The sequence below is a fragment of the Streptococcus constellatus genome (assembly GCF_902167705.1).
In the GTDB taxonomy this organism is placed as follows: Bacteria; Bacillota; Bacilli; order Lactobacillales; family Streptococcaceae; genus Streptococcus; species Streptococcus constellatus_A.
Window position 1 is genome coordinate 71,655 of sequence record NZ_CABHMZ010000017.1, and the last position, 15,919, is coordinate 87,573.

General features: G+C 41.2%; 15 protein-coding genes and 1 pseudogene. 6 read left to right on the top strand and 10 right to left on the bottom strand.

Annotation, left to right across the window (positions count from 1 at the left end):
• The first annotated feature begins 166 nt into the window (after positions 1–166).
• From FQ204_RS05070 to FQ204_RS05080, 3 genes are read left to right on the top strand one after another with little or no spacing between them, the layout of a single operon-like run.
• Positions 167–493, top strand: coding sequence for a PadR family transcriptional regulator (locus FQ204_RS05070; protein ID WP_144209404.1), 327 nt, complete (start codon positions 167–169; stop codon positions 491–493).
• Positions 480–1,466, top strand: a complete 987-nt coding sequence (locus FQ204_RS05075) for a DUF4097 family beta strand repeat-containing protein (protein WP_144209407.1) — start codon at positions 480–482, stop codon at positions 1,464–1,466. Before FQ204_RS05070 ends, FQ204_RS05075 begins: the two co-directional genes overlap by 14 nt.
• Before the next feature lie 9 nt (positions 1,467–1,475).
• Positions 1,476–2,093, top strand: coding sequence for an HAD family hydrolase (locus FQ204_RS05080; RefSeq protein WP_144209409.1), 618 nt, complete (start codon positions 1,476–1,478; stop codon positions 2,091–2,093).
• A gap of 374 nt (positions 2,094–2,467) precedes the next feature.
• Here the strand turns inward: FQ204_RS05080 and FQ204_RS05085 are convergent.
• The 5 genes and pseudogenes from FQ204_RS05085 to FQ204_RS05105 form a co-directional block, all read right to left on the bottom strand.
• Positions 2,468–3,928: pseudogene (locus tag FQ204_RS05085) on the bottom strand (carbohydrate-binding domain-containing protein).
• Positions 3,929–3,939: 11 nt separating this feature from the next.
• The gene (locus tag FQ204_RS05090; protein ID WP_144209412.1) at positions 3,940–4,620 is read right to left on the bottom strand and encodes a DUF4956 domain-containing protein; all 681 of its coding nucleotides are present in this window, start codon (positions 4,618–4,620) and stop codon (positions 3,940–3,942) included.
• Positions 4,601–5,335: a polyphosphate polymerase domain-containing protein gene (locus FQ204_RS05095; RefSeq protein WP_144209415.1), complete on the bottom strand. Its 735-nt coding sequence runs from the start codon at positions 5,333–5,335 to the stop codon at positions 4,601–4,603. Before FQ204_RS05095 ends, FQ204_RS05090 begins: the two co-directional genes overlap by 20 nt.
• A gap of 158 nt (positions 5,336–5,493) precedes the next feature.
• Complete coding sequence (locus FQ204_RS05100; protein ID WP_186286746.1) at positions 5,494–5,886, bottom strand: hypothetical protein; 393 nt, start codon at positions 5,884–5,886, stop codon at positions 5,494–5,496.
• A gap of 91 nt (positions 5,887–5,977) precedes the next feature.
• Positions 5,978–6,736: a DUF6261 family protein gene (locus FQ204_RS05105; RefSeq protein ID WP_144209417.1), complete on the bottom strand. Its 759-nt coding sequence runs from the start codon at positions 6,734–6,736 to the stop codon at positions 5,978–5,980.
• A gap of 496 nt (positions 6,737–7,232) precedes the next feature.
• Between FQ204_RS05105 and FQ204_RS05110 the strand changes: the two genes are divergently transcribed.
• Both FQ204_RS05110 and FQ204_RS05115 read left to right on the top strand, forming a co-directional pair.
• Positions 7,233–8,114, top strand: coding sequence for a helix-turn-helix domain-containing protein (locus tag FQ204_RS05110; RefSeq protein WP_144209419.1), 882 nt, complete (start codon positions 7,233–7,235; stop codon positions 8,112–8,114).
• A 17-nt stretch (positions 8,115–8,131) separates the two neighbouring features.
• The gene (locus FQ204_RS05115) at positions 8,132–8,905 is read left to right on the top strand and encodes a Cof-type HAD-IIB family hydrolase (RefSeq protein ID WP_144209421.1); all 774 of its coding nucleotides are present in this window, start codon (positions 8,132–8,134) and stop codon (positions 8,903–8,905) included.
• 170 nt (positions 8,906–9,075) lie between these two features.
• On the opposite strand, the gene FQ204_RS05120 is transcribed toward FQ204_RS05115, so the two are convergent.
• Positions 9,076–11,748, bottom strand: coding sequence for a YhgE/Pip domain-containing protein (locus FQ204_RS05120; RefSeq protein ID WP_144209423.1), 2,673 nt, complete (start codon positions 11,746–11,748; stop codon positions 9,076–9,078).
• 174 nt (positions 11,749–11,922) lie between these two features.
• Here FQ204_RS05120 and FQ204_RS05125 point away from each other — a divergent pair, with 174 nt between their 5' ends.
• Complete coding sequence (locus FQ204_RS05125) at positions 11,923–12,456, top strand: TetR/AcrR family transcriptional regulator (protein WP_144209425.1); 534 nt, start codon at positions 11,923–11,925, stop codon at positions 12,454–12,456.
• A 329-nt stretch (positions 12,457–12,785) separates the two neighbouring features.
• Here the strand turns inward: FQ204_RS05125 and rpsD are convergent, their stop codons facing one another.
• From rpsD to dnaB, 4 genes are all read right to left on the bottom strand, one after another.
• Positions 12,786–13,397, bottom strand: a complete 612-nt coding sequence (gene rpsD, locus FQ204_RS05130; RefSeq protein WP_003026749.1) for a 30S ribosomal protein S4 — start codon at positions 13,395–13,397, stop codon at positions 12,786–12,788.
• Between the two features lie 204 nt (positions 13,398–13,601).
• Positions 13,602–14,234 carry an HAD family hydrolase gene (locus FQ204_RS05135; protein WP_144209427.1) on the bottom strand — a complete coding sequence of 211 codons (633 nt, stop codon included), beginning with the start codon at positions 14,232–14,234 and terminating at the stop codon, positions 13,602–13,604.
• A gap of 56 nt (positions 14,235–14,290) precedes the next feature.
• The gene (locus FQ204_RS05140) at positions 14,291–14,563 is read right to left on the bottom strand and encodes a Veg family protein (RefSeq protein WP_144209430.1); all 273 of its coding nucleotides are present in this window, start codon (positions 14,561–14,563) and stop codon (positions 14,291–14,293) included.
• Between the two features lie 3 nt (positions 14,564–14,566).
• Positions 14,567–15,919 carry a replicative DNA helicase gene (dnaB, locus tag FQ204_RS05145; RefSeq protein ID WP_144209433.1) on the bottom strand — a complete coding sequence of 451 codons (1,353 nt, stop codon included), beginning with the start codon at positions 15,917–15,919 and terminating at the stop codon, positions 14,567–14,569.

Sequence of the window (15,919 nt, forward strand, 5' to 3'; positions counted from 1 at the left end):
GAATTACAGATACACTGTTTCAAGAGACTAGAAAAGAAAATGGTTTCAATCTTAAATTTTTAAAATATATAAAAATTTTATATATTTTCTTGACTTTGAAAAGAAAAAGAACTATACTATGTATAGAAAAATTATATATAAAAATATTATACATAGGAGGTGGCTCATGTATTTTCCAACATCTTCTACCTTGATTGAATTTCTCATTCTAGCGATTTTGGAAAGCGAAGATTCCTATGGCTATGAGATTAGCCAAACGATTAAATTGATTGCCAATATCAAGGAATCAACCTTATATCCTATTTTGAAAAAGTTAGAAAAGAATCATTATTTAACGACTTATTCACAAGAATATCAAGGTCGAAAACGGAAGTATTACTCCCTTACTCCAGAGGGACGAAAGCAACTAAGCACTCTTAAAAAGGAGTGGGAGTTATATACAGCGACAGTCAACGGTATCATAGAAGGGAGCATTCGCCATGACAAAAACTGACTATTTAGCCGCATTAGAAAAATACTTAAAAACATTGCCAGAAGCAGATTATAAAGAAGCAATGGATTATTTTACGGAATATTTTGAAGAAGCCGGGTCGGAAAATGAAGCACAAGTCATTGAGGAATTAGGAGACCCCAAAGACGCAGCAGAAGAGATTATTCGCTCACTTTCAGTACATTCGACAGAAGAGACAAGATCTGATAGTCCAGCAAAACAATCGGCTTCTCAGTATGCTGATGATGCTTATATCTTTGAAGACTATGCAACAATCTCCGAATTGCATATTGATGTCACCACACGAGATGTTTTAATCGAGCCTTCACCTGATGATTTCTTTCATATCAAATACTACAATGGAAGAAATAGCCACCAACTAAACTCTGCGGTTCGTGATAAGAAGTGGTATATTACAGAAAAAGGCAGCACACATTATAGCGGTTTGGACTGGATTATTAACGTCATGAAAAACGGTTTTGATAATCATCCTATTTGCATTCAAATCCCAAGTGGAGCTCTTCTTCAGTCATTCTCACTTCAAGCAACTTCGGGTGATGTCAATATCTCTCATCTTCAAACACAAAAAGGAACGTTTGAGCTTTCAAGTGGAGATTTAACCATGCGGCATTGCCATTTGCAACACACCAACATTACTCTCATCAGTGGTGATATTCATCTAGCACATGTCAAATTGACAGATTGTAAGCTGTCTCTCGTGTCAGGGGATTTCGATACGCATTCTTTAGAAATTGCTGGTAAAACCTCTATTCAAACAACAAGCGGAGATATTTCGCTTCATCTGCTCCACCATGATTTCAGCTATGATCTTGAAACGGTGCACGGAGACATTTCTATCTCTCATCAGCTCCAGCCAAGCCACCAAATCGTTGGTAATACAATCCACCACCAAGCAACGACTTCTACAGATTCTCTTGCTATCCAAGCTGTCAGTGGAGATATCAATCTTTATTAGAGGTTTAGCATGAAACAGATTCATTGGTTATTCTTTGATGTTGGCTCAACTTTGGTAAACGAAGAAAAAGCCTACCAAGATTGGATTGAGCAGGCTATTGCAGATACTAACATCTCTTATGCAGCATTTTATCAAACTATGATTCACTATTTTAAGGAAAATAAAAAGGGCGATGCGGAAGCTATGAACTATTATGGTCTGAAGCGTCCGTCTTGGAGGTCTGATTTAGAGGTGCTGTATCCTGACTGCAAGCAAGTGCTGAAAATTCTCCACCAGCACTACAAGATTGGGATTATTGCCAATCAGTTACCGAATTTGCAGGCAAGATTGAGAGGATTTGGTATTGATTCTTGGATTGATATTATCATTTCTTCTACCGATGTTGGCTTGGCAAAACCCAATCTCGCTATTTTTGAGCTGGCTCTCCAACAAGCGAACTGCTTAGCTGAGCACGCTGTGATGATTGGCGACCGCTTGGACAATGATATTCTTCCGGCTAAACAGCTTGGAATGCAAACCATTTGGATCCGCCAGGGATTTAGCCGCTTGACCCATGTAATGAATCCAGCAGAAACACCAGACTGGACTGTTGATAATTTGACAGAGATTCTAGAGATTTTAGGCTGAGCATGCAAAAAAACTAGAGTTGTTTTGCTCTAGTTTTTTAACGTTATCAACTTTATTATATCATAAATTTTCCTTCAAAAATAGACTTGTTTTTTCTTGGTTTTGTGATACATTTAGGTTGAAAAAGGAAAAGTGAGGTTATTAAACATGAAAAAAAAGATTGTTATTTTTCAAGCTATTTGGTTTGTTTGTTCCCCTTTCATTTCTTTATTTATTTGTAGAAATATGCCAATTATACGTGATTTATTATTTCACATATTTTTCTTAGTTTTAATCCTATCACAATGGTTAGCGATTAGAACACTATCACACCTTGACGACTAAGCGAAGGTCAAACGAAAGAGGTTGGGTTCTCCAGCCTCTTTTGTCTATCATCACCGTCCGCCGGGGCCTCCGCCCATGCCGTTTCCATTTTGTGTGGTCAGGCTAGCTGTTGCGGTCGTGCTTTGTCCATTGACTGTAATGGTGTAGCTTTCGCCGTCTTTAATAGTAGCTGAGCTGACAAGAACGGATTGGAAATTTTTAGCAGCGGTATAGCTGAGGATTTCTTTGCCTGACGAATCGGTAATCGTCACTTTGTCTCCAGCACTACCAGACACATTCGCAAGGATGGAAGCTTGTTTGGAATTTGAGCCAAAGCCCATTGCCATACCATTGCTGCCAACCATTACAACGGTCCCGCCAGTAATCGTTCCATTGCCGTCATAGTCAAGAGCGCCATTGCCGCCATCTGTCGGTCCGTCCACATAGACTTCACCACCTGAAATGGTCAAATCCCCGTTAGAATCCAAGCCGTCCCCTTGAGCATTAATCTTGACCTTGCCACCTGTGATGGTCAGGCTAACACCAGCAGTCGCCTGTCCTGGAGCTTTTTTATCACTTGCACTACCTGATGCATTGATTCCATCGTCATTGGCTGTCAGGTCTAAATCGCCACCGTTAATGGTGACGGTCTTGCCTTCTAGCGCTTCTTCGCTCTTTTCAACCTTAATCGTACCGCCGTCAATAAGAGCCGTATTAGAAGCGTGAATACCGTCATCTCCAGCGTTAATGGTAATCTTCCCAGACTAGATATAGAAATTGCCTAGCGATGTATCTTCATCATTATCCGCGTGAATGGCATCTTCCGTTGCGGTCAAATTCATAGTTGCATCTTTGATATTGATTGCGTCATTCGCTGAAAGGGCGTTTTTATAGCCTTTAATCGTGTAGGTTCCGCCCGTAATGCGCAAATCATCATTGGACTCAATAGCATTGCCATAATTGCCTTCGACCGTCAGACTACCAGAACCGTTGAAAGTAAGGTCGTCCTTGCTGTAAATCGCGGCGTCATAGTCTGTATTCTTGTGATTAGCAGAATCCGAAATCGTGTTCTTGCTGCCTTCTGCAAGCGTGATAAAAGTTTTATCTGCATTTTCTACGACAATAGCAGCATCTGTTCCAGTCATCGTGACCCCATTCAGCACGAGCTGAACCTTGTCTTGGTCGCCAACTTTCACGACAATTTGGACATTTTCACTTGAACCAGACAAGACATCAGTCCCAGCCTTGGTAATCGTCACCGTAGAGCCAGACACTTCCGCACCAGAACCAGAAGTCTTGGCAGATGAGCCACTCAAGCTAATCTTAGTTGCTTTTGATTCATCATAAGAAGCATCTTGGTCACGCTTTGTAAAGTAATCAGACGTCTTGGTGGTTGTTGTCTTACTTGTGCTAGAAGAGCCAGTGCTGGTTGAGCTGGTGTTTGTCGCACTGCACGCCCCTAAAGCAACTGTCAATAGGACGAGTGGAACCAGTCGTTTCCATTTTTTTCGTTTTGAGGCTGTTTTTTTCATGGCGATCCTCCTTATAGTTCATTTTCTTTGGTGACGTAGCGGCTAATGGCAATCTCTAAATTCCCATTTCGCGTCCGCAGAGCGTCCATTAACTCTTTCTCTGTCATTGTACCATTTAATTGGACAATATACTTAATTTTGAACAAACTTCCCATATCAGACGTTTTGACATTTGCTAGTTCAACATAGTTGGTCGCCTTTTGGAAGATGTCATCAAAGACCGTCTCATAGTCCAAACTTTCTGGAATGACGACAGTCACTTGGCGCATGGAATGTTTCATCTGCCCGAAATTCATCGTTTCCAGCAACAACATGACAACTGACATGATGATCGTAAAGACGCTGGCAAAGACAAGATAGCCCATACCGACAGCAATCCCAATCGTCATCGCAAGGAAAATCGCCAGCAATTCCTTCGCGCCGCCCGGTGCCGAACGGAAGCGAATCAAACTGAAAGCCCCCATGACCGCAACCCCTGCTCCCAGACTACCATTGACTAAGAAAATGACAATGGCAATCAAAGTCGGCAGCATAACCAAGGTCATCATAAATGACTTGCTGTAAATGGTTTTGTACTGATAGACCTTGGCTAATATCAGCCCCAGCACTAAGGCAACACCAATCGCACCAAACATACTGGCTGGATTGACCGTTGTTCCTGTAAAGACATCACTAAATAGCTGATCGAACATGATTGATTACTCCTTTGTAGTCTGTTGTTTTCTTGTAGGCAACCCCGTATTTTGAGAAAGACTTTGGAAAAACGTGGTGACGATCCAGAATCTCTGCCAGCCAGAGCGGATACGCCCCCGGCACCTTGATTTCCATGATGACATGATTGTCAGGAAGAAGATTCTTGCCGTCTTTTCCTGCCAGTAAGCTCAAATTTTTCGTCCGATAAGCCACATCATAGTCAATGGTAATCCGCACATTGGGGTCTTCTAAGCCTTTTAGAGAGTAGCGGTTGTAGTAGATATACATCATAGGCTGCACGCCACCGTAACGCTCACAAAGCCATTCGATTTCCTGTTTAATCTGCGAATCCTCAAGCTGGCATTCCCCTGCGAGATACTGCTCTGCCGCCAGTAAATCAGTCGCAATCCGGCGCTTGTACACGACCTTGCGCACTTTTTTCTTGATTTCCAAAAAGACTTGGCTATCAGCCTGAGGGCTAGCATCATAGGTGCGCACGCGCAATTTTTCCTTGAAATAAGGCTTCTCCAAAGACTCCCGAATCATCTGATAGGTCGGCGTATCATAGTAGAGGTTGCCAATCGTTGAATAAGCATGCTCGTCTTCTGCCATATACGCTTCAAACTCCTGTAGCAAATCTGCCAACGTTTCCTTTGAGATGACGTACTTGGTTTCTATCCGTTGAAATTTATCTTTAAATGTTTTTTTAGCCATGAGATTGCTCTCCTTTGTCGTTCTTTATCTACGTAGTTTGCGGGCAGATCCTTAAAAGAAAGCTAAAGAAAACTTAAAGAAAACAAAACACCCCCATTTTCTGGAGGTGTTTAATAGATGTCTGTAGAATGAAATAGAAAACAGAAGCTACCGCAATCTTATTCTTCACTCTTCTCTTCTTTTTCTTTTTTGATAAGAAAACTGAAAATAATCAGAATAGCTGCTACCAGAAAAATCCAGTACAACACATCATGGCTGCTTCTCGGACCAGAGTAGAGGGAACGCGAAAAATAAATCATCAGATACAAGGAAATGTCATTATAAAAGTCCCAGTTAAAGTGATAGCTGCCTACTGGATAGGACCGCTTATGCGAACACTCTGGCACAAAGATCTGCAAAAGCAAAAATGTTCCCAACACAGCAAAATAAATCACATTGAACACGTTCAATTTCGGATAAGGTTCAACAACCAAGGAAAAGAATATCATCATGCTCAACAGATAAAACCGCCACCGAAACCAAAATTCGTTATTAAAATGAAATCGTATCATCCCATCACACTTTCTAATTTTCTGCTCGTTCCTCTTCGCTTTTATCCTACCACTCTGACAAACAAATTTCAAGTAAGATGAAGGAGAAATGTTAGTTAATTTCTGCTACTTTTCCTGCTTCTGCTTTAGGCTCTTTGCCCTTGCGACGGGCAAGGACATCCGCATAGTGCTTGCGGCTGTTATTGAGCACGGAAAGGAAGGTCGCATAAAAGCCATCGTCTTTGACTTGGTGCAAAATCACCACATAGTCCGCCAACTGTTGATAAGGCGTCGCCACTTCTTTGCGCAATCGCTTGACATCATAGCTCACTTTTTGCAACTTCTCTTGGGAGCGAGAGGCAAAGAGTTGTTCAAAAGCCGAGTGGCTTTCGGTCAGATTTTCAACGAATTTCCCAAGCGCTAAAGTCCCCACCTGTTCCTTATATGGGGCTGTTTTTAGCTTGTCCAGCAAGTTGACAATGAGGGCTGTTTCTTCCTCGTAATGCTTCTGATGAGTGTCTTTGTATTGGTCAAACAAGCGTTTCAAACTGGCATAAGCTGCCTTTTCCTCTTCCCGCTTGGCTGCCCGATAAGGTTTCAGCGCATCGCGAAGAGCTTGCAAATCAGCGTCGCGCAATTCGTCCGCCGCACTAATCGAAGCTGACTTTTCACTCGCCCGAATCTGACCGAGAGAGGCTTGATAAGCAGGCAAGGCTGCTTTTATCTTCTTGACGAGAGCGGTAATGACGTCCTCATTTTTAAAGTCGAGCGCTTCTTTCTCCACATCATCTAAAAAACGAGTGATAAACTGCGTGAATTCCGCATGGCGGAGACTGCTCACCTGAACATTAACTAACTTTCCTTTTGGCATAAAATCCTTTCCTTATTAAAAAATATTTTTTTCTTATCTGACTCTCAGATAAGATGAATGACTTTTCTTTATCCTGTCCGAGGCTCGGACGAAGCAAACTTGTTTCAAGGCAAGTCGTCCGACCCTCGGACAAAGCAAACCTGTTTCAAGGCAAGCCGTCTGACCCTCGGACGAAGCAAACCTGTTTCAAGGCAAGCCGTCCGACCCTCGGACAAAGCAAACCTGTTTTAAGGCAAGTCGTCCGACCCTCGGACGAATGAAAAATCATCTCATTTAGTATAACATGAATGGGAAATTATAGGAAATTTTCTGAAAAAGAGGGTTGGTCACTTTCAAAACAGATTGAACACACAGCCATTAACGGAACGCGGAAGCAGAAAAGGTATTTTTTCTTCATCACTTTTTCTCCTTTCATCTATATGATATAATATGATGAAAAGGCATTCACAAAATGCCCACTATTTTCACATTTCATATTTTACACAAGGAGTCGCCTATGCATTGGGATATTGGCACAGTTTACAAGACGATTCGAAAAGCAAAGGGAATCACCCAGCAAGAGATTTGCGGAGATTGGATTTCTCGCTCCAATCTTTCCAAGTTTGAAAGCAACCAATCCGTTCCCAGCTATGAAACCATGGAATTTCTGCTCCACCAGATTGACATGAGCTTTGGGGAATTTGAATATATTTGTGATTATTATCATTCAAATCACAGAATGAAGATCATTTTACAATTTAAAAATTATTTGTCTGTCGTTGAAACAGAACAATTATTGGATTTAACCAAACAGTGTGAGGACTACTTGAAAGCTCATCATGATATTCCCGTTAGCAATATTTTGCGTATGGCAAATATACTAATTGAAATTAGAAAAAATAAAATCAGTAGTCAAGCACAAGTTTTAGCACAACAGTTATGGACAGATTTAGAAAAACGAGATACTTTTTATGAAAGTGACTTAAATTTACTAAGTGTTATTCTTTACTTCTTCCCACTAGAAACCATTCAAAATATAACGGAAAAAATCTTAGCCAGTCTCAACAAGTATAAGCATTACAAAGAAATTCACAGTACACAATTCTCCATTTTAGCCAACCTTTCGACAATCTACCTTTACAACAACCGCCTTGATGATTGCCAGCGTATCACCGAGATGATCTTACCGCTCGCCAAGCAAACCAAACGATACGACAAGCTCGGCTTTGCCCAGGTTCGCCTGGGTATTTGCCAAGGAGATGACGACCTTATCCAGAAAGGGCTCCAGTTGATTGAGCTGACAGAAGAAACGACCTTGCTCGAAAACTTGAAAGAAGAGGTCAAACAGCATCGTACTTCCCATTTCTCTCATGTTTCACGTGGAACTTCAGCACCTTAAAAGAGACGGAGACACAAGTGACTTACAACGGATTTGTATTTTTTGATATTGACGGCACCTTGGTTGATAGCCAAGGACAAGTCCCAGCAAACAACAAAACAGCCATTGCTCAACTACGATCCAACGGCTTTCTGCCTATTATCTGTACGGGGCGCGGTCGCGGAGAAATGGGGACGGTTCTGGAAGACGCTGGGATTCGTTCCGCTATCTTGCTAAATGGCATGGAAATCCTCCATGAAAAGCAATTCCTGTTTGAAGGACGAATTGCACAAAACAGCATTCTCAAACTCCTGCAACTGGCAAAGGAAAATGAGCACGACCTCGGTTTTTATTCGCAAGGAGAAATGCGTGTGACGGCGCTCAGCCCGACCGTTCAGCAGAATTTCCGCTATTTTCATCAAGATCTGCCCCAAGTCGGGCCAACCATTTATCAAAACCAGCCTTGTCAGATGTTGCTCATTTTTAGTGAGGAGCCTGAAAAAGACACCCAGTATCAGACAGAAATCCCTGAACTGCACTTTTTCCGTAACAGCCCCTACTCGATAGACATCACGCCGCACGGCTGTAACAAAGGCTCTGGGATTCAGCACCTGCTAACCTTGCTAGCAGACGAAGCACCGACTTATGCATTCGGAGACGGGCTCAATGACCTGACCATGTTTGAAGCAGTAGATTATCCTATTGCAATGGGCAATAGCCAAACAGCCGTCAAGGAAGCAGCCACTTTCATCACGCGCTCCAATGATGACAAGGGCATTCCACATGCCCTCGCCCATTTCGGTTTGATTTAAAAAAGGGTGGGACAAACATCAGCATTTCGTGAGAAATCGATGTTGTCATCCACCCTGTAAGGTTGAATTTTATTCTAGAAATAAACGAGTCTGGAACACTTTTTATACGTCATCTTCTCACATTTCATTTTTCTATGGGTGATTATGCTAGTGTTCCAGCCTCTTTTTGATTAAACTAATTCTTTTTTATTTGGATTGTAAACCAAGAAACCAAGACCGACAAAGAGTAGCAGAACGATTGTCATGAAGGCAACTTGTCCGCCGACTTGCCCCGTCATTGAAATCGTTTGACGTAAAGCCGAAACAGAATAGCTCATTGGCAACCAAGGATTGACATCTTGGAAAATCTTATCCGTCAATGGCAGTGGGTAAGTACCAGCACTAGAGGCGAGTTGCAGCAACAACAAGATCAAGGAAATGAAAGCACCAATCTTGGTGTCCCACGTTACCAAAGCCGTCACCACAGCCATGAAGCACATGCTGGCCAAAAGAATGATACCAAGCGTTGCCCATTCGTGGTTGGCGGTTAAGCCAATCATGTGTACCGCACCGTACACCAACAAACCTGCTAAGAGAGAAATTATGCCGTTGACTTGAATACGTGCTTTCAGCCATTCCATACGTGTCTTTGGCTTCTTACCAGAAGGCAGCGTGCTAAAGATGACATTGGTTGAAATTGCGGCTACAAAGAGTGCCACAGAAATCATGTATGGTGCCATCCCGATACCATTTTTACCAACGTGGTCTTTATCCGTTTTCTTCGTTGTCAATGGATTTGCAAGCGCCTTGGCGTTGGCTTTATTGGTTGTCACCGTGGATAATTGATCTTTGGCATCTGTCAAACCGGCTGTCAAGCTGTCCGCACCCGACACAAGTGTTCCCAGATTAGACGTGATCGTTGAGCTGCCGTCTGCCAGCTTCGTAGAACCATCTGCTATTTTAGCAGCACCGTCAGACAGCTTGTCTGCTCCAGAAACAAGAGCCGCAGAGTTGTTCACTAATTGACCAGCTCCGTCTGCCAATTTTGCCAAACCAGCGTCAATTTGACCATTATTAGCCGCCAATTGATTAGCTCCAGAATTGATTTTTGCCATGCCAGATGTCAATTGACTATTCTTACCAGCCAAAGTCTTAGAACCTGAACTGATTTTCGCCATACCAGATGTCAATTGGTCGCTATTGCCAGATAAGGTAGTAACTCCTGCCGTAATTTGAGCAACCCCATTGGTGTAGTCGGTCACACCTTTCGCCAATCGACCAGCACCCGTTGCTAAGCTCGTTTGCAATTGGTCAACCCCTGCTGCCACTTGACTAGCACCCGCAGTTGATTGTTGCAAAGCTGCAAGTATTTTTGCTTGGGACTGTTGTGCGCTTGTTTGGAGATTTGAAAGCGCACCTTTTGCTTGTTCGATGACAGCGGCGCTTTGTTGATTAGAAGATGGCTCTGGCAAGTTCGCCACTTGTGCCTTGAGCGCTTGAATATTGGTCAACATGTTTGCCACAGTTGTAGCAGTTTGACTTGGAGCTTGTGAAATCGCAGCATTGATTTCTGCTTGCTCACTAGCACTTAACTTTTGATAAGCAGCTGTAGTAGCCACATTAGTCGCAATCGTAGCCTTGTCTGTCGTCGCACTATTGGCAAGCGTGTTCGCAGCCGTTTCCATATCGCTTAAAGCAGTCGTCATGCTTGCTTTGGCAGCTGACAAGTCTGATCCAGTTGAAAGAGCGGTTTGCACAGCAGTTAAACCTGTTTGCAAATCCTGTAATTGTTGGATTTGTTCAGCAGTCATACCAGATTGTTGAACAGTCGTCATTAACGTGTTCAGCCCTGTAGCCAATTGATGCGCACCGTCTGATAACTTTTGAATTTCCCCATTAGAAGCGCTCAATTGATTGACCCCAGCCAATAAGTTTTGCGATTGGTCATTTAATTGATTTGCACCGCCTGCAAGATCTGCCACACCATTGGCATACGTTCTTAAGCCGTCTGATAATTGCCCTGAACCGTCTGCCAATTGACCAACAGCATCTGTATAGTCCGTCAACCCTTTCGATAACGTATCTGACCCAGAAGCTAATTGACCGACACCTGACGTATAAGCTGAAAGGCGTGTTGACAATGTACCAACTCCGTCTGACAACTGGCGCACACCCAGTGTATATGTTCCCAAACCTGTCGTCAATGTATTAGCACCGTCTGCAAATGTCATGCTTGAGCTAGACAAGGTCTGTAAATTATCTGTCAAGGTTTGACTGCCGTTTTTTAATTGTTGACCACCAGAAGCGAGTTGACCACTACCAGAAGCAGCGGTTGTCATGCCTTTCCTCAAGCTATTCATACTCTTGAAGAGCGATGTCGTGTATGTGTTGGTCACATTGTTAGCGACAGTTTGTTGAAGCCGCGTCATAGCCGAATCACTCATCTTGCTAGCAATAAAGCTGTGCCCGCTAGACGTTTGATAGTCAATTTGCATCTTTTGTGGTTTGTTATCCAAAATACTAGCAGCCTTTTGAGACAAATCACTTGGGAGTGTGATAATCATATAATAATCACCTTTCTCCAAGCCCTTTTTTGCCTTTGCTTCAGATACAAAATGAAAATCTAACGCATCATTCTTTTTAAGACTTTTCACCATATCATCACCAACAGACAATGTGTTGCTGTTAAATGTCGCATGCTGGTCTTTATTCACAACTGCCACCGGTAATTCCGATACTTTATCATAAGGATTCCACATGGAGCTCAAAAAGATAACATTATAAAGAGCAGGAATCAAGGAAACTCCAACCATGACAATAATGAAGATTGGTTTTTTAAAAATTGCTTTCCATTCTTTGAACATTTTTTCTCCTCTATCTTAGACACTCTGTATAAAAATTTTAATTTTCGAAATATTTTTATACAGAGTGTCTAAATATTTGATATAATAGATTATACAGTTTCTGAAATTTTTCACAAGAGAAAAAATTGAATTTTAGACACATTGTATAATTTTGTTCAAAAGAGGAAAGACAATATGGTAGAAAGTAACAAGCGCCAAAAAACAAAAATGATTATTGAACGTGCAATGGTTGAGCTGCTTGAACACGAATCGTTCGACCAGATTAGCACTGTCAAGTTGACCAGAACTGCCGGTATTAGTCGCAGCAGTTTTTACACACATTACAAAGATAAATATGACATGATTGAGCATTATCAGCAGAAACTTTTTCATAAGTTAGAATACATTTTTGATAAGTATGCCCAAGACAAGCGCAGTGCCATTATAGAAGTTTTTGACTTTCTCACGCGCGAATCTCTCCTTTCTGCTCTATTAACAGAAAATGGAACAAAAGAAATCCAAACTTTTTTACGTCATAAATTTCAAATTATGCTGGCTGAAGACCTACAAGATCGCTTTAGTAGCAAATTACTCAGCCAAGTAGAAAAAGAATATAGCTATGTTTACCTTACAAACGCCTTTTTCGGTGTTTGTCAAATGTGGATTTCTAGAGGAAAAAAAGAAAGCCCCGAACAAATGGCAGACTTTCTTTTAAAAATGCTTGATTAGAAATAAAATCTGGGAAGATATGTATTTTGAAAATTTTTAGTTCTGTTTCACCTGCGAAGTTGCTCACCAGTTTAGTAAACTGCTGATGTGACAACTGAAGGCAACAAAATTTTCAAAATTCTTTTTTAAACTTAACAAGTGAATAACGTTGAGACTTGCGATGCAAGTCCTATCTGCACAGTGCTTCGAACAATCAGCCACTGCGTCATTTGTTTATTACACAATAGGCTTTGAAGCTGGGGATTTTCGCCTCAGCCTCTTTTTGATTTTGCAATTTATCAAACAAAAAAAGAAGCTGAGAAGATTCCCAACTTCTGATAATCCATCGATTAAAGTTGTTTGTTGTAGTATTCAACGACAAGCGCTTCGTTGATTTCTGGGTTGATTTCATCGCGTTCTGGTAAGCGAGTCAATGAACCTTCAAGCTTTTCAGCGTCAAATGATACAAATGCTGGACGTCCAAGAGTTGCTTCAACTGCTTCAAGAATTGCAGGTACTTTAAGTGATTTTTCACGAACTGAAATCACTTGACCAACAGATACGCGGTAGCTAGGAATATCTACACGTTTTCCGTCAACAAGGATATGACCGTGGTTTACGAATTGACGAGCTTGACGACGAGTAGTAGCAAGGCCAAGACGATAAACAACGTTATCCAAACGACGTTCCAAAAGAAGCATGAAGTTAAAACCAAGGATTCCACCTTTGATTTTAGTTGCTTGTACGAACAAGTTACGGAATTGTTTTTCACCTACACCGTAAGTGAAACGAAGTTTTTGCTTTTCAGCCAATTGCAAACCGTATTCTGACAATTTGCTGCGGTTGTTTGGTCCATGTTGACCTGGTACGTAGTTACGACGTGCCAATTCTTTACCTGTACCTGTAAGTGAAAGACCCAAACGACGAGCTTGTTTCCAAGATGGTCCTGTATAACGTGACATAAAAATGTCCTCCTGTAAAAATAATAATTTGAGGAAATAGTCACTTAGAAAGCCCTGATTCGTGCAGAACATTTTCGCCTAAACAGCCAAGGCTACTTTTATAGCTAATGTTCTGTTGACGAGCTTCATGCCCTCCTGCTGCTATTTCACACAAAAACCATTATATCAAAAAAAATCCTATCTGTAAAGACGGATTTTATCAAATTATTTCTTTCTATGAAAATAACCTTTTTTCTTCAACAATTCCTCTATCGCAATTATATTTTGCTGTTCAGATGTTGCTAAAATAGTTTCAAATCCTAGACTTTTAGCGGCATCTAAATTTACCTGTAAATCATCTATAAATACACATTGATTAGCTTGTAATGCATATTGAGCTAGTAACTTTTGATAGATGCTTTTATCTGGCTTTGCACACCCTACCTCGTAAGAGAGGATTTTCCCAGTCAAAACTTTCGTCATCGGTAATAAACCCGCATTTTCAACCGCATAAAATATCTCACTTGTCGTGGATAAAATATAAATGCCATACCCCAGCTGAGCCCATTCAAAAATTTTCTCTTGTAGCTGATGATAAACATCTACTGCTTCAAACCAATGAGTAAAAATAGTCTCAACAGTGGCAGAGTAAGAACTATCTAGCAATGTTTGAGCCGCCTGAATGGCTTCTTCCAAAGTTAATTCTCCAGTATCCGTCTGAGCCCAAAGCCCCGAATCAAAAATGGCAGCCTTGATGCGCTTTCGGTCTTCTTCATCTTCTACAAAAGTAGCTAAAATCTTAGCAGGATTCCATTCAATTAAAACATTGCCAAAATCAAAAACTAGATTTTTAATCATTTTTCACTCCAGCCACATCATATCAAAGCAATCTTTTACTTAAAACAAGTTTATTCTTAATCCAAATAATGAATGAGATTTTTCTCCGTTAAAATATCTGAATAAGTGTAAGATTCGACATAAGTATTTTCAATCTTACCCGGATTGCTGCCGCTGTTTGTATACTCAACGATAAACAAAGAAGGGTAAACCTCAATTAAACGACCTTGCTTATTTTTTTGACGTTTACGACCATTTTCAAGAGTCATTTCTACCATTTTCCCTTCATGGGCTTTGATTTCTTCTTTAATTTTTCTCATTTTTGCAACATCTGTAAATGCATCACTCATTATTTATTCCTCTCTCTTGGAAATACTTGAAAACTTATTGTACTCTTTTTGGAAAATCAATTCCACCGTACCACGCGCACCGCTACGATTCTTTTCGATAATCACTTCAACTTTGTTGTTTGGAAGCCCTTCAGATTCTTCACCGCCGCGTTCATAATAGTCATCTCGATATAAAAATGCAACAATATCTGCATCCTGCTCAATTGAACCAGACTCACGAATATCTGACAAAACAGGTCGTTTGTCCTGACGCTGTTCCACACTCCGTGACAATTGGCTCAGCGCAATAACTGGTACTTTCAACTCTTTTGCTAAAATCTTTAATTGACGAGAGATTTCAGAAACTTCCTGCTGACGATTTTCTCGACCAGTCCCTGTAATCAACTGCAAATAATCAATCAGTATCAATCCAAGATTTCCTGTTTCTTGCGCTAATTTTCGAGCACGTGAACGAATCTCTGTAATCCGAATTCCTGGCGTATCGTCAATGTAAATACTAGCTTCTGCTAGATTTCCTTGTGCAATTGCATACTTGCCCCATTCCTCATCTGTCAATTGTCCCGTACGAATAGAATGCGATTCAATCAAACCTTCAGCCGCCAGCATCCGATCCACTAGACTCTCAGCACCCATTTCCAGAGAAAAAATAGCGACTGTTTTATCTAGTTTTGTTCCAATATTTTGAGCAATATTGAGGGCAAAAGCAGTCTTACCAACCGCTGGACGAGCTGCCACGATGATTAACTCTTCTTCATGCAGTCCTGTGGTCATGTGATCTAAATCTTGATAACCTGTCGCAATCCCTGTAATATCAGAAGTTTGCTGAGACCGCGTTTCCAAACTACCAAAATTAAGATTCAAAATCTCTTTAATATTTTTAAAGCCACTTCGACTAGCATTCTCACTAACATTAATCAGTGCTTTTTCCGCACCAGCAATGATTTCATCCGCAGGACTAGAGCCATCATAAGCTAGATTGATAGAGTCTGTCAGACGAGAAATCAGCCGTCGCAGAACGGCTTTTTCTGCGACAATTTTAGCATAATATTCAGCATTGGCAGAAGTTGGAACTGAATTTACCACTTCAACCAAGTAAGACAAGCCACCGATATTTTGCAAATCCCCCTGACTGTCCAAAATATTACGAACAGTTGTCGCATCAATGGCATCGCCTCGATCTGCCAAATCAATCATCGCTTTAAAAATCAATCGATTAGCATATTTAAAGAAGTCACTTGGCTCGATATATTCACGAACAAAAACTAGCTTACTTTCATCAATAAAAATCGCACCTAAAACAGATTGCTCTGCCAAAATATCTTGCGGCTGCGCTCGTAATTCATCAATATCTGCCAT